General features: G+C 71.1%; 9 protein-coding genes and 1 pseudogene. 3 read left to right on the top strand and 7 right to left on the bottom strand.

Annotation, left to right across the window (positions count from 1 at the left end):
- Positions 1 to 7 precede the first annotated feature (7 nt).
- The 3 genes from ccrA to ABZ078_RS01745 all read right to left on the bottom strand — a co-directional run bounded on the left by ccrA (position 8) and on the right by ABZ078_RS01745 (position 4,544).
- Entirely contained in the window at positions 8 to 1,345 is a 1,338-nt protein-coding gene (gene ccrA / locus ABZ078_RS01735) for a crotonyl-CoA carboxylase/reductase (protein ID WP_356570892.1), read from the bottom strand.
- A 423-nt stretch (positions 1,346 to 1,768) separates the two neighbouring features.
- On the bottom strand, positions 1,769 to 2,578 hold the full coding sequence (locus ABZ078_RS01740) for a TetR family transcriptional regulator (protein WP_356570561.1): 810 nt from the start codon (positions 2,576 to 2,578) through the stop codon (positions 1,769 to 1,771).
- 160 nt (positions 2,579 to 2,738) lie between these two features.
- Positions 2,739 to 4,544: a 3-hydroxybutyryl-CoA dehydrogenase gene (locus ABZ078_RS01745; protein WP_356570563.1), complete on the bottom strand. Its 1,806-nt coding sequence runs from the start codon at positions 4,542 to 4,544 to the stop codon at positions 2,739 to 2,741.
- Positions 4,545 to 4,945: 401 nt separating this feature from the next.
- Here ABZ078_RS01745 and ABZ078_RS01750 point away from each other — a divergent pair, with 401 nt between their 5' ends.
- Complete coding sequence (locus ABZ078_RS01750; protein ID WP_356570565.1) at positions 4,946 to 5,539, top strand: adenylosuccinate lyase; 594 nt, start codon at positions 4,946 to 4,948, stop codon at positions 5,537 to 5,539.
- Positions 5,540 to 5,542: 3 nt separating this feature from the next.
- On the opposite strand, the gene ABZ078_RS01755 is transcribed toward ABZ078_RS01750, so the two are convergent.
- From ABZ078_RS01755 to ABZ078_RS01770, 4 genes and pseudogenes are all read right to left on the bottom strand, one after another.
- Complete coding sequence (locus tag ABZ078_RS01755; protein ID WP_356570567.1) at positions 5,543 to 6,085, bottom strand: GNAT family N-acetyltransferase; 543 nt, start codon at positions 6,083 to 6,085, stop codon at positions 5,543 to 5,545.
- Positions 6,086 to 6,125: 40 nt separating this feature from the next.
- A pseudogene (locus ABZ078_RS01760) lies at positions 6,126 to 6,447 on the bottom strand (Rid family hydrolase).
- Between the two features lie 61 nt (positions 6,448 to 6,508).
- On the bottom strand, positions 6,509 to 8,086 hold the full coding sequence (locus ABZ078_RS01765; protein ID WP_356570569.1) for an alpha/beta hydrolase: 1,578 nt from the start codon (positions 8,084 to 8,086) through the stop codon (positions 6,509 to 6,511).
- A gap of 135 nt (positions 8,087 to 8,221) precedes the next feature.
- Entirely contained in the window at positions 8,222 to 9,265 is a 1,044-nt protein-coding gene (locus ABZ078_RS01770) for an Rv2578c family radical SAM protein (protein WP_356570571.1), read from the bottom strand.
- Positions 9,266 to 9,457: 192 nt separating this feature from the next.
- Here ABZ078_RS01770 and ABZ078_RS01775 point away from each other — a divergent pair, with 192 nt between their 5' ends.
- Positions 9,458 to 9,901 (top strand): SRPBCC family protein, encoded by a 444-nt coding sequence (locus ABZ078_RS01775; RefSeq protein ID WP_356570573.1) that lies wholly within the window; start codon positions 9,458 to 9,460, stop codon positions 9,899 to 9,901.
- A 175-nt stretch (positions 9,902 to 10,076) separates the two neighbouring features.
- Positions 10,077 to 12,464 (top strand): MFS transporter, encoded by a 2,388-nt coding sequence (locus ABZ078_RS01780; protein WP_356570575.1) that lies wholly within the window; start codon positions 10,077 to 10,079, stop codon positions 12,462 to 12,464.
- Positions 12,465 to 12,480: the final 16 nt, after the last annotated feature.

The following is a 12,480-nucleotide window of genomic DNA, read 5'->3' on the forward strand; positions in this document are numbered from 1 at the left end:
GGGTGTCTCAGATGTTGCGGAAGCGGTTGATGGCGTCGATGTGCTTGGCGCGCATCTCCTCGTCGCGCACGCCCAGGCCCTCCTCGGGGGCCAGGCACAGCACGCCGACCTTGCCCTGGTGGAGGTTGCGGTGCACGTCGTACGCGGCCTGGCCGGTGTCCTGAAGGGAGTACACCTTCGACAGGGTCGGGTGGATCTTGCCCTTCGCGATGAGCCGGTTGGCCTCCCAGGCCTCGCGGTAGTTGGCGAAGTGCGAGCCGATGATCCGCTTCAGCGACATCCACAGGTAGCGGTTGTCGTACTCGTGCATGTAGCCCGAGGTCGAGGCGCAGGTGGTGATGGTGCCGCCCTTGCGGGTGACGAAGACGCTCGCGCCGAAGGTCTCACGGCCGGGGTGCTCGAAGACGATGTCGATGTCCTCGCCGCCGGTGAGCTCGCGGATGCGCTTGCCGAAGCGCTTCCACTCCTTGGGGTCCTGGGTGTTCTCGTCCTTCCAGAACCTGTAGCCCTCGGCGTTGCGGTCGATGATCGCCTCGGCGCCCATGGAGCGGCAGATGTCCGCCTTCTGCGGCGAGGAGACGACGCAGATCGGGTTGGCGCCGCCGGCCAGCGCGAACTGCGTGGCGTACGACCCGAGTCCGCCGCTCGCGCCCCAGATCAGGACGTTGTCGCCCTGCTTCATGCCGGCGCCGTTGCGGGAGACCAGCTGGCGGTAGGCGGTGGAGTTGACCAGGCCGGGGGCGGCGGCCTCCTCCCAGCTGAGGTGGTCGGGCTTGGGCATCAGCTGGTTGGACTTGACCAGCGCGATCTCGGCGAGGCCGCCGAAGTTGGTCTCGAAGCCCCAGATGCGCTGCTCGGGGTCGAGCATGGTGTCGTTGTGGCCGTCGCTGGACTCCAGCTCGACGGACAGGCAGTGCGCGACGACCTCGTCACCGGGCTGCCAGGCGTTGACGCCCGGGCCGGTGCGCAGGACGACGCCCGCGAGGTCGGAGCCGATGATGTGGTACGGCAGGTCGTGGCGCTTGGCCAGCTCGCTGGTGCGGCCGTAGCGCTCCAGGAAGCCGAACGTCGACAGCGGCTCGAAGATCGACGTCCACACCGAGTTGTAGTTGACCGACGAGGCCATGACGGCCACCAGGGCCTCGCCCGGACCGAGCTCCGGCAGCGGAACCTCGTCCAGGTGGATCGACTTGCGCGGGTCCTTCTCGCGGGTCGTCATGCCCGCGAACATCTCCGTCTCGTCCTTGTGCACGGTGATCGCGCGGTACGACTCGGGCAGCGGCAGGGCGGCGAAGTCCTCCGACGTGGAGTCGGTCGACTGGATCGCGGCCAGGATGTCCTTCACGGTCACGGTGTTGCCTCCGGCGATGCGCACCCTGAGGGAGGGGTGCTGAGGGTTACGTCGGTGCTGCTGAGGGTTTGGGTTGGTTGCCGTCGGTTCGGCGGGTGGTGCTGTTCGGCAGCGCTTTGTGGCGCGGGAGGTTGCCTGTGACGCAGGCGCCGGGCGCGCAGGCCCCGGGAGGGGCTTGCGGGGACAGCCGGCGTACGAAAGGTCTCTGCACGCCGGCCGCCCGGACACTTTCAACGTATGGCACGGCGTGTCACCTGGCAAGGCACTGGGTGCCAGAACTTGCTCTCAGATGAAATCTTTACGTAACAAATGAGCGATGATCGATCGAATCGCCCTGGAGGGAAGGTTGAAAAGGGGCTTTGACATGCCAAAACGGCCACCCTGGGGGGTGGCCGTCAGCACAGCGGAAGAGGTGCCTCAGCGCTCCTTGAGCGCCTGCTCGATGGTCCGCATCACCTCGTCGAGCGGCGCGTCGGTCCTGGCCACCGCAACCAGCACCTCCCCTTCCGAGCCCACGGAGGCCGGCGCTGTACGCGGCGCGCTCTCCCGGCCCGCCCCGATGCCCGTCCCGAACGTCCTGCGCACGATCGCGAAGGCGTGGTCGAGCTGTGCCTCCACGTCGCCCTGGCCGCCCGCGCGCAGCCAGCGCCGCAGGACGTGGTTGTGCGCGGTGACGACCGCGGACGCGGCGACCTCCGCGAGCAGCGGGTCGTCGTTGGCGTCGTCGTCGTGCGCGTGCTCGTCGAAGTGGCCGAGGAGGTAGCGGGTGAACAGGCGCTCGTAGCGGGCCACCGAGGCGATCTCCGCCTCACGCAGGGTGGGCACCTCGCGCGTGAGCTTGTAGCGGGCGACCGAGATCTCCGGCCGGGCCGCGTACATCCGCATGACTTCCTTGATGCCGCGGCACACGGTGTCGAGCGGGTGCTCGTGCGCCGGTGCCGCGTTGAGTACGGCCTCCGCCCGGATCAGCGTGTCGTCGTGGTCCGGGAAGATCGCCTCTTCCTTCGAACGGAAGTGGCGGAAGAACGTGCGGCGGGCGACGCCGGCCGCGGCCGCGATCTCGTCGACGGTGGTCGCCTCGTACCCCTTGGTCGCGAACAGCTCCATCGCGGCGGCCGCCAGTTCTCGGCGCATCTTGAGTCGCTGGGCGGCCGCGCGACTGCCTGCGGCGCTCTCCGGCACGTCGGGCGTGGCTGGTGTACGTGAGGACTTGGCGGGCTGGGGCATGACCCGAACGTACTGCATGTGCGCAGCTTGATGCGCATGCACAGGGTTCCCGCCGCCCTCGGCGGGCGGGGCCGAGCCGCGCCGGGAGGCCGGGGGCGGGCTGCCGGGGTCCAGCAGTCCGCCCCACTCCTGACCGCTCCTGAACCGGTCCCCGGGCCGCTCAGCGCCGGGCATATTCGCGGAAGCCCCGGCCCGTCTTGCGGCCGAGGCAGCCCGCGGCCACCAAGTGCTCCAGGAGCGGTGCCGGAGCGAGACCGGGGTCGCGGAACTCGCGGTGCAGGACCTTCTCGATCGCGAGGGACACATCGAGTCCGACGACGTCCAGCAGCTCGAACGGGCCCATCGGGTAGCCGCCGCCCAGCTTCATCGCCGCGTCGATGTCGTCGAGCGACGCGTAGTGCTCCTGCACCATCTTGATCGCGTTGTTCAAGTACGGGAACAGCAGCGCGTTGACGATGAAACCGGCCCGGTCACCACAGTCGACCGCGTGCTTCTTGATCCTGACGCAGACCTCGCGGACCGTCGCGTGGACGTCGTCGCCGGTCAGCACCGTCCGGACGACCTCGACCAGCTTCATCGCCGGCGCCGGGTTGAAGAAGTGCATGCCGATCACGTCCTGCGGACGCGAGGTGGCTCGGGCGCAGGCGACCACGGGCAGCGACGAGGTGGTGGTGGCCAGCACCGCGCCCGGCTTGCAGACCTTGTCCAGCGTCGCGAACAGCTGCTGCTTGATCTCCAGGTCCTCGGCGACGGCCTCGACGGCGAGGTCGACGTCGGCGAACGCGTCGTACGAGCCCGCCGCGGTGATCCGGTCCAGAGTCTGCGCGGCGGCCTCGGCGGTCATCCGTCCCTTGTCGACAGAGCGGGAAAGGGACTTGCCGATCCGGGCCTTCGCCGCCTGCGCCTTCTCCTCGCTCCGGGCGGCGAGCACGACCTCGTACCCGGCCTTGGCGAACACCTCCACGATGCCGGACGCCATGGTGCCGGAGCCCGCGACACCGACGGAGCGCACCGTCCGACCGGGCGTCAGGGCGGCGCCCTCCAGCGGTGTCAGCGCGTCCCGCACGACGGTGGCGCTGCCGGGAGCCTCGTACGTGTAGAAGCCGCGGCCCGACTTACGGCCCGTCAGGCCCGCCTCGCTGAGCTGCTTGAGGATCGGGGCGGGGGCGTGCAGACGGTCGTGGGACTCGGCGTACATGGCCTCCAGGACCCTGCGCGCGGTGTCGATGCCGATCAGGTCGAGCAGCGCCAGCGGGCCCATCGGCAACCCGCAGCCCAGCCGCATCGCGGCGTCGATGTCCTCGCGGGAGGCGTACTTCGCCTCGTACATCGCCGCCGCCTGGTTGAGGTAGCCGAACAGCAGGCCGTCGGCGACGAAACCGGGCCGGTCGCCGACCGCGACGGGCTCCTTGCCCAGCTCGATCGCGAGGTCGGTGACCGCGGCGACGGCCTGGGGCGCGGTCAGCACCGAGGAGACGACCTCGACCAGCCGCATCGCCGGCGCGGGGTTGAAGAAGTGCAGGCCGAGCACGCGCTCGGGGCGGGCCGAGTCCGCGGCCAGGCGCGTGACCGAGAGGGCGTTGGTGCCGGTGGCCAGGATCGTCTCGGGGCGCACGATCCCGTCCAGCTCGCGGAAGATCTGCTGCTTGATCTCGTACGACTCCGGAGCCACCTCGATGACCAGGTCCGCGTCGGCCGCGGCCCGCAGGTCGGTGGAGGTGCGGACGCGGGCGAGGGCGTCCGCGCGGTCCTGCTCGGTCAGCTTGCCGCGCTCCACGGCACGGGCGGTCGAGGCCTCCAGGGCGGCGACCGACTTCGCGGCCGCGCCCTCGCTGATGTCGATGCCGATGACCTCGCGGCCGGCCTTGGCGAGGACCTCGGCGATACCGGTGCCCATGGTGCCGAGGCCGACGACGGCAACGGTCTTGAGCGGGGACGCGGGGGTGTCGGACAGGGGAGTGGCCATCGCGGGACTCCAGGGATGAGGGTGACGACTGGAAGCGCGCCCGGGTGCGCCGAAGGGGGCCCGACCGGAGTCGAAGCCGAACCATGGAGCGCACCGGGTGCGGAAGGAGTGCGGGTGTTGCCGGGCTGCGAGCGCACACGCCCGGTGCCGTCGCTGCGGACGTGCACACGTCCGAGGAGCGGTGATGACCGACCGGCCCTGTCCCGTGGCCGAGTCGTACTGCGGTACTCGATGTACCGAACCGACTGCATCTCGCGGCAACTGCGTCACCAGGCCGCCGCAAGGGGTTCGCGAGTGGGTGACTCGCTCGTATGAGCTTAACCAGTGGGTAACGAGCGCGCCAGTCCCCGAGTTTGTGATGTAGGTCCCGCTCGCCGACGGTCCGCTCTACGCTCGCCTTCATGGACGAAGAGTTGCGATCACTCACGGAGCGCTTACGGCAGGAGTCCGGGGCGTCGGCCGCGTACGACCGCCTGGTGGTGACCGAGGACCCCGACGAACTGGCCGACGTGCTCACCGCGCCGGGGCAGCCGCTGTGGGCCAGGGAGCTGGCCGCGTTCCGGCTGGGCCTCGCCGGGGACCGGCGTGCCTTCGAGTCCCTCGTCCTGCTGCTCAACCACCGCGATCCGCAGCGCTGTGCCTCCGCCGCCCACGCCCTGGCCCGCCTCGGCGACCCGCGCACCGCCCGCGCCGCGGCCGCCCTGGCCACCAACGAACTCCGCGTGGCCTACGCCCTGCACCCCGTCCGCCTCCTGACCGAGCTGCGCGCCCCCGAGTCCGTGCCGGCCCTGATCACCACCCTGGAGCGAAGGCTCCGCCCGCACGACCCCTACCGCCGTGTCGCCCTCGCCTGCGTGGAGGGCCTCGGCGCACTGGGCGACACCCGAGCCAGACGCGTCCTGAACGAGGCCCTGGCCCACCCGGCGCTGGCGGAGGCGGCGGTCCAGGCGCTGGCGCGGATCCCGAGACAGACGAGACAGACGAGACAGAGGTGATGCTCAGCCGGTCCCCAACTCCCGCACGTAGCGCACCTCCGGCACCGCCACGCCGTCCACCTCGAAGGGCTCCTCCGTGCCGTCCGCCCGGAAGCCCGCCCGTTCGTAGAAGCGCCGGGCGCGCGTGTTGTCCTTGAGGACCCACAGGAGCATGCGGGCGTGCCCCGCGGCCGTGCGCCGGCGTACCGACTCCTGGAGCAGGGCGCGTCCGATGCCGGCGCCGTACCGTCCGGGGTCCACGTAGAGGGCGTACAACTCGGCGTCGGCGGCGCCCGCTTCGCCTGACATGCCGTCGCGGTACGGGCCGTGGCAGGCCCAGCCGACGATCTCGCCGGCGCGCTCGGCGACCAGGTCCACCACGCTGCCGTCGGACTGCGAGAGATGGGCGCGGCGCCGCTCGGCGTCCCGCGTCACGTCGAGGGAGTCCAAGTACGACTGCGGTACCAGACCCTGATAGGCGCTCTGCCAGCCGCCGACGCGGATCTCGGCGACGCGGTCGCAGTCGGCCGGGGTCATGGGGCGGATGCGCGTGTGGTCGTCGTCCATGGCGGCACCGTAGACACCGCTCGCCCGGGGCCGCCTCCGATTAACCCGGCGATCGATCCGGCAGCACCGCGAACGCCTCGACCTCCATCAGGAACTCCGGCCGCACCAGCCCGGCGACGCGCACCGCCGACGCCGCGGGCAGCCGGTCGTCGGGTATGCGCTCGGCGCGGGCCGCGCGGAGGGCGGGCATGTGTGCCATGTCCGTGACGAAACAGTCCGGCCGCGGCCGGAGCGGCTCGCCGTCCTCGTCCAGGGGAGCCGGCCGGAGACGGCGACGAAACGGCCGGTGCCGAGCACGACATGCGCGTACTGGGCGGCGGGGCGACTCCGTCGGGGGCGGGGATCCTGGTCAGCTCACTCATGCGTCCATCGTGGACCACGGGTCTGACAACGCCCCCGACGGGCGGCCGGGCGGTCGGCCGCTCAGTGGCGGAAGCCGAGCAGTTCGTGCAGTTCGGCGCCGCGCGGTGAGATCGACGCCACCTTGGAGTTCAACGGCTTCGGGTCGGGCAGCGCCGCGCACACCGCGTCGAACTCACCCCTGCCGCGGGGCACCGTCCCGTCGGTCAGGTAGGCCGCGAGGTGCTTGTCCAGGCACCTGTTGCCGCCCAGCGTGATGCCGTGGTTGCCGCCGCCCCGCTCGACCACCAGGCTGGACCGGGCCAGCTTCCGGTGCAGCGTCACGCCGCCCTCGTACGGCGTGGCCGCGTCGTCGGTCGCCTGGAACAGCAGCATCGGCGGCACCTTGGCGTTGTCGACGTCCACCGTGCGGAGCGTGTCCGTCGGCCAGAACGCGCACGGCGCGTTGTACCAGGCGTTGTTCCAGGTCATGAACGGCGCCTTCGTGTACACGGCCCAGTTGTCCGCCCGCCACCGCTGCCAGCCGCGCGGCCAGGCGGCGTCACGGCACTGCACCGCCGTGTAGACGCTGTAGCCGTTGTCGTCGGACGCGTCGCCGGCGGCGAACTTCTCGTACGCCTCGACCAGCGGATCGGCGTCCTTGTCGTTCACGTACGCCGCGAACGCCTCGGCGAGATAGGGCCAGTAGCCGTTGTAGTACCCGCCGGGCAGGAAGGTGTCCTCCAGTTCCGAGGCGCCCACCTTCCGGTCGGCCGGCGTCTGGGCCAGGGCCGCCCGCATCGCGTACCACTTGGTCTCGATCACCGCCGGATCGGTCCCGAGCCCGTACGTGGCGTCGTGCTTGGCGACCCACGCCATGAAGGCGCGATGGCGGTCGTTGAAGGCGAGGTCCTGCGCGAGGTTGTCCTCGTGCCAGACACCGGTCGGGTCGACGACCGAGTCCAGGACCGCGCGCCGCACCCGCTGCGGGAAGAGTTTGGCGTAGACCGCGCCGAGATAGGTGCCGTACGAGTAGCCGAAGTAGTTGATCTGCTTCGCGCCGAGTGCCGCGCGGATCCGGTCCATGTCCCGCGCGGCGCTGATCGTGTTGATGTACGGCAGCACATCCGCGTACTTCTCGCCGCACGCCCGCGCGAAGGACCGGGCCCGGCGGAGGTTGGCCCGCTCGATCCACGGCGTCTTCGGCACGGAGTCCGGGCGCACCGCGTCGAAGTGGCCGGGCCGGCAGTCGAGGGCGGGTCTGCTCTTGCCGACGCCTCGTGGGTCGAAGCCGATGACGTCGTACTGTGCCGCCACCGCCTTGGGCAGGGCCGAGGCGACGAAACCGGCGAGTCGCAGACCGCTGCCTCCGGGCCCGCCGGGGTTGACCAGCAGGGGCCCCTGGGACTTCTCGGCGGTGTGCGGGACTCGGGTCAGGGCGAGGGTGATCTGTCGTCCCCGCGGACGGGAATGGTCGAGCGGCACCTCCAGGGACGCGCACTGGAGCGTCGGGTGGTCCTTGGTGCCGCACTTCTTCCAGGTGAGGGGCGCGGCGTGAGCGGGTTCCGGGGTGTGCCCGGCGCTCGCCTCGGTGGGGACGGCCGTCACGGCTCCGGCCATGACGACGGCGGCGCCGCACAGCACGGCTGCGCGTTTTCCCATGGGGTCCTCCCAGGACGGAGAGGTTCGGGCCGCGCGTGCCGCGGCCTCGCCGTATTCGTCCCGGAACGGGCGCGGGGGAGAACTGGTTCTGGTGAGACTTGACCCGATCGGGTCGAGAGATCCGCTCCGTTGCCCTCAGATGAGGGAGAGCTGTGTCGGTTCGGACAGCGCCTGCCCGGCCTGCTCGGGCTCGGGCTCGCGGATCCGCCGGGGCATCCCCGCGCGCGTGGGGCCCATGCCGTACTCCTGCGCCAGGTCGTGCACCTGACGGGTGATCCGGCGCTGGTACCACTTCGGCGCGTAGGCGCCGTCCGCGTACAGCCGCTCGTAGCGGCGCACCAGATGCGGGTGCTCGCGGCCGAGCCAGGCCATGAACCACTCGCGGGCCCCGGGCCGCAGATGCAGCACCAGCGGGGTGACGGAGGTGGCGCCGGAGGCGGCGATCGCGCGCACGGTGGCCCGTAGCTGTGCCGGGTCGTCGCTCAGGAACGGGATCACCGGCGCCATCAGCACACCGCACCCGAGCCCGTGCTCGGTGAGGGTCCGTACGACGTCCAGGCGCCGCTCGGGGGCGGGCGTGCCCGGTTCCACGGTGCGCCACAGCTCGGCGTCGGTGAAGCCGACCGAGACGGAGACGCCGACGTCCGTCACCTCGGCGGACTGCTTCAGCAGGTCGAGGTCGCGCAGGATCAGCGTGCCCTTGGTCAGGATCGAGTAGGGGTTGGCGTGGTCCCGCAGGGCGGTGAGGATGCCCGGCATCAGACGGTAGCGGCCCTCCGCGCGCTGGTAGCAGTCGACGTTCGTGCCCATCGCTATGTGCTCGCCCTGCCAGCGGCGCGAGGAGAGCTGGCGGCGCAGCAGCTCCGGGGCGTTCACCTTGACCACGATCTGGGAGTCGAAGCCGAGCCCCGTGTCGAGGTCGAGATAGCTGTGGGTCTTGCGGGCGAAGCAGTACACACAGGCGTGCGAGCAACCCCGGTAGGGGTTGACCGTCCACTCGAAGGGCATGCGGGAGGCGCCCGGCACCCGGTTGATGATCGAGCGGGCCCGGATCTCGTGGAAGGTGATCCCGCGGAACTCCGGGGTGTCGATCGTGCGGGTCGTGACCGCGTCCGCGCCGAACAGCGCGGCGTCGGCCCGGCTGTGGTCGGACTCCAGGGTGAGGTTCTCCCAGCGCATGGTGCCTCCTCGGTAGCACTGGGCCCCAGAATAGAACACATGTTCCCTTGATCGTGCGATCCCTGTCCGGGGTCCGTTTTCGATCACTGTGCGATCGCTTCGGTGTGCTGAGAGGGACCCCGATTTGGGCCGTCCGGGAGCGGGGTGGTTGGCTTGCCCCAACCCCGAGAACTCTGGTCCTGGAGGAAGTCAATGGCGCAGGTCGAGGCCACTACGGAGCGGGTCGTCGCGGCGGACGCGGAGAAGGTGTTCGACGCCCTCGCCGACTACAGCGGCACCCGGCACAAGCTCCTGCCCGAGCACTTCAGCGAGTACGAGGTGCGCGAGGGCGGCGACGGCGAGGGCACCCTCGTCCACTGGAAGCTCCAGGCCACCAGCAAGCGCGTCCGCGACTGCCTCCTGGAGGTCAGCGAGCCCACCGACGGCGAGCTCGTCGAGAAGGACCGCAACTCCTCCATGGTCACCACCTGGCGCGTCACCCCGGCCGGCGAGGGCAGGTCCCGGGTCGTCGTCACGACCACCTGGCAGGGCGCCGGCGGTATCGGCGGCTTCTTCGAGAAGACGTTCGCGCCCAAGGGGCTCGGCCGGATCTACGGCGTGCTGCTCGCCAAGCTCGCCACCGAGGTCGAGAAGTAACTCCCGGCCGCTGCGCCGACGGCTCGCAACGTGCCGCCCTCCGGCGGCCGTTGCCCTCGCTCACCGGATCGAGTGGATCTTTCCCTCGCCCGGCGAAGTGCCGTAACTCGTCGCGCTTGCTCGTAGTTGTCGCTTACGCGGGAATTGTGTGGCAGCGCGACGAGGGGAGCGGTACGTGGGCGGGATCACTCTGGTACAGGACGAACCGGCCGCGGCGCCCCCGGACGCCCCCGCTCCCGAGCAGGTCCGAGGTGCCGAACTCGGCCCGCGCCGGGTGCGGTTGGTCTTCTGCGCGCTGCTGCTCGCGCTGCTGCTGGCGGCGCTGGAGCAGATGATCGTCGCCACCGCGCTGCCGAAGATCGTCGGCGAGCTGCACGGCCTGGACCGGATGTCCTGGGCGATCACCGCCTATCTGCTCACCGCCACCATCGGCCTGCCGATCTACGGCAAACTCGGCGATCTCCTCGGCCGCAAGGGCGTCTTCCAGTTCGCGATCGTCGTCTTCGTCGTCGGCTCCGCGCTCGCCGGACGCGCCGAGACCATGGACCAGCTGATCGCCTACCGCGCCGTTCAGGGCGTCGGCGCGGGCGGCCTCATGATCGGCGTGCAGGCGATCATCGCGGACATCGTCCCGGCCCGGGAACGCGGCCGCTTCATGGGACTGATCGGCGCCGCCTTCGGGCTCGCCTCGGTCGCCGGGCCCCTGCTCGGCGGCTACTTCACGGACCACCTCTCCTGGCGGTGGTGCTTCTACATCAACGTCCCCTTCGGCCTGGTCACCCTGGCCGTCGTCGCCGTCGCCCTGAAGCTGCCCAAGCCGCGGACCAAGGCGCGGCTCGACATCCTCGGCTCCCTGCTGCTCGCCGCCGCCTCCACCTGCCTGGTCCTGCTCACCAGTTGGGGCGGCACGGAGTACGCCTGGGACTCCCGGGTCATCCTCGGCCTCGGCGCGGGCGCGGCCGTCGCCACCGTCCTCTTCCTCGTCGTCGAGCACTTCGCCGTCGAACCCCTCATCCCGCTCAGGCTGTTCAGGGACCCGGTCTTCAACGTCACCGGCCTCGTCGGCCTCGTGATCGGTGTCGCTCTGTTCGGCGCGGCCAGCTATCTGCCGACGTTCCTGCAGATGGTCGACGGGGCCACGGCCACCGAGTCGGGCCTGCTCATGCTGCCGATGATGGGCGGCATCGTCGGCGCCTCGATCATCTCCGGCCAGCTCATCAGCCGCACCGGCCGCTACAAACTCCACCCCGTGCTCGGCAGCGCGCTCGCGGTCGCCGGCATGTGGCTGCTGTCCCGCCTCGAAGCCGACACGCCCCGGCTGCACTACAGCGTCTGGATGGCCGTCCTCGGCGCCGGCATCGGCATGGTGATGCCGGTCCTGATCCTCGCCGTGCAGAACTCCGTACGTCCCGCCGACCTCGGCACCGCCACCAGCGCCAACAACTACTTCCGGCAGATCGGCGGCAGCGTCGGCGCGGCGGTCTTCGGCACCCTCTTCGCCGACCGGCTCCACCACGCCCTGGCCGAACGGCTGCCCGCGCGCGCGGGCGCCGACCTGCCCGACCCGGAGTCCCTCACCCCGCAGCTCGTCCACGCCATGCCCCCGGCCCAGCGCGACGCCTACATCCAGGCGTACGCCGACGCCATGCCGAGGATCTTCCTGTACCTCGTCCCGGTACTCGTCCTCGGCCTGCTCATCGCGCTCCTCCTCAAGGAGAAGCCCCTGGTGTCCCACGACGCCCCGGCTCCCGAGACGGAACAGGAGCCGGTGAACACCCAGGTCCCGCAGGCCCGTTCGCCGCACTCCGCCGCGGTCCCGGTCTTCGGCACGGTGCAGCACCCGGACGGGACCGTCGTACCGCGCGCCGCGCTCACGCTCATCGACGTCACCGGACAGCAGGTCGGACGCGGCGCGAGCGCCGAGGACGGGCGGTACGCGCTGGCGACGCCGGGCCAGGGGACGTATGTCATGATCGCCGCGGCGGGCGGCCACCAGCCGCAGGCCGTCTCCGTGACCGTCGGCGAACGCCCCGTCGAGGTGGACATCGTCCTCGGCGGCGCCGGACGCCTGGCCGGGAAGGTGCTCACCCCGGACGGCACGCCCGTGGACGCCACCGTCACGCTCACCGACGCCCACGGGCAGGTCGTCGCCACGACCCGCAGCGGCCGCGAGGGCGGATACGTCATCCCCGAACTGGTCGCCGGCGAGTACACCCTCGCCGCCAGCTCGCCCGCCTTCCGCCCGGCCGCCGTCCCCGTCACCGTCCAGGCGGCCCGCGAGACCCGCCGGGACATCGAACTCGCCGGCGGCGCCGTCCTGCGCGGCACCGTGCGGGCGGGCGGCGGGCGACCCGTGGAGGACGCGCGCGTGACCCTCCTCGACGCCGCCGGCACCGTCATGGACACCCTCACCACCGGCCCCGACGGAACCTTCCGGTTCGTCGACCTGTCCTCCGGCGAGTACACCGTCATCGCCACGGGTTACCCGCCGGTCGCCAGCGTGCTCCAGGTCGCCGGAGGAGGCCGTACGGAACGCGATCTTCACCTCGGGCACGAGGACTGAGGCGAGGAGCGGTGTG

The sequence above is a fragment of the Streptomyces sp. NPDC006385 genome (genome assembly GCF_040612485.1).
Classification (GTDB): domain Bacteria; phylum Actinomycetota; class Actinomycetes; order Streptomycetales; family Streptomycetaceae; genus Streptomyces.

What these genes read in the sequence shown, in the direction of transcription:
- ABZ078_RS01775 (WP_356570573.1), top strand. Translation starts at nt 9,458, where the DNA reads ATGGCGCAGGTCGAGGCCACTACGGAGCGGGTCGTCGCGGCGGACGCG.
- ABZ078_RS01770 (WP_356570571.1), bottom strand. Translation starts at nt 9,265, where the DNA reads ATGCGCTGGGAGAACCTCACCCTGGAGTCCGACCACAGCCGGGCCGAC.
- ABZ078_RS01740 (WP_356570561.1), bottom strand. Translation starts at nt 2,578, where the DNA reads ATGCCCCAGCCCGCCAAGTCCTCACGTACACCAGCCACGCCCGACGTG.
- ABZ078_RS01765 (WP_356570569.1), bottom strand. Translation starts at nt 8,086, where the DNA reads ATGGGAAAACGCGCAGCCGTGCTGTGCGGCGCCGCCGTCGTCATGGCC.
- ABZ078_RS01755 (WP_356570567.1), bottom strand. Translation starts at nt 6,085, where the DNA reads ATGGACGACGACCACACGCGCATCCGCCCCATGACCCCGGCCGACTGC.
- ABZ078_RS01745 (WP_356570563.1), bottom strand. Translation starts at nt 4,544, where the DNA reads ATGGCCACTCCCCTGTCCGACACCCCCGCGTCCCCGCTCAAGACCGTT.
- ABZ078_RS01750 (WP_356570565.1), top strand. Translation starts at nt 4,946, where the DNA reads ATGGACGAAGAGTTGCGATCACTCACGGAGCGCTTACGGCAGGAGTCC.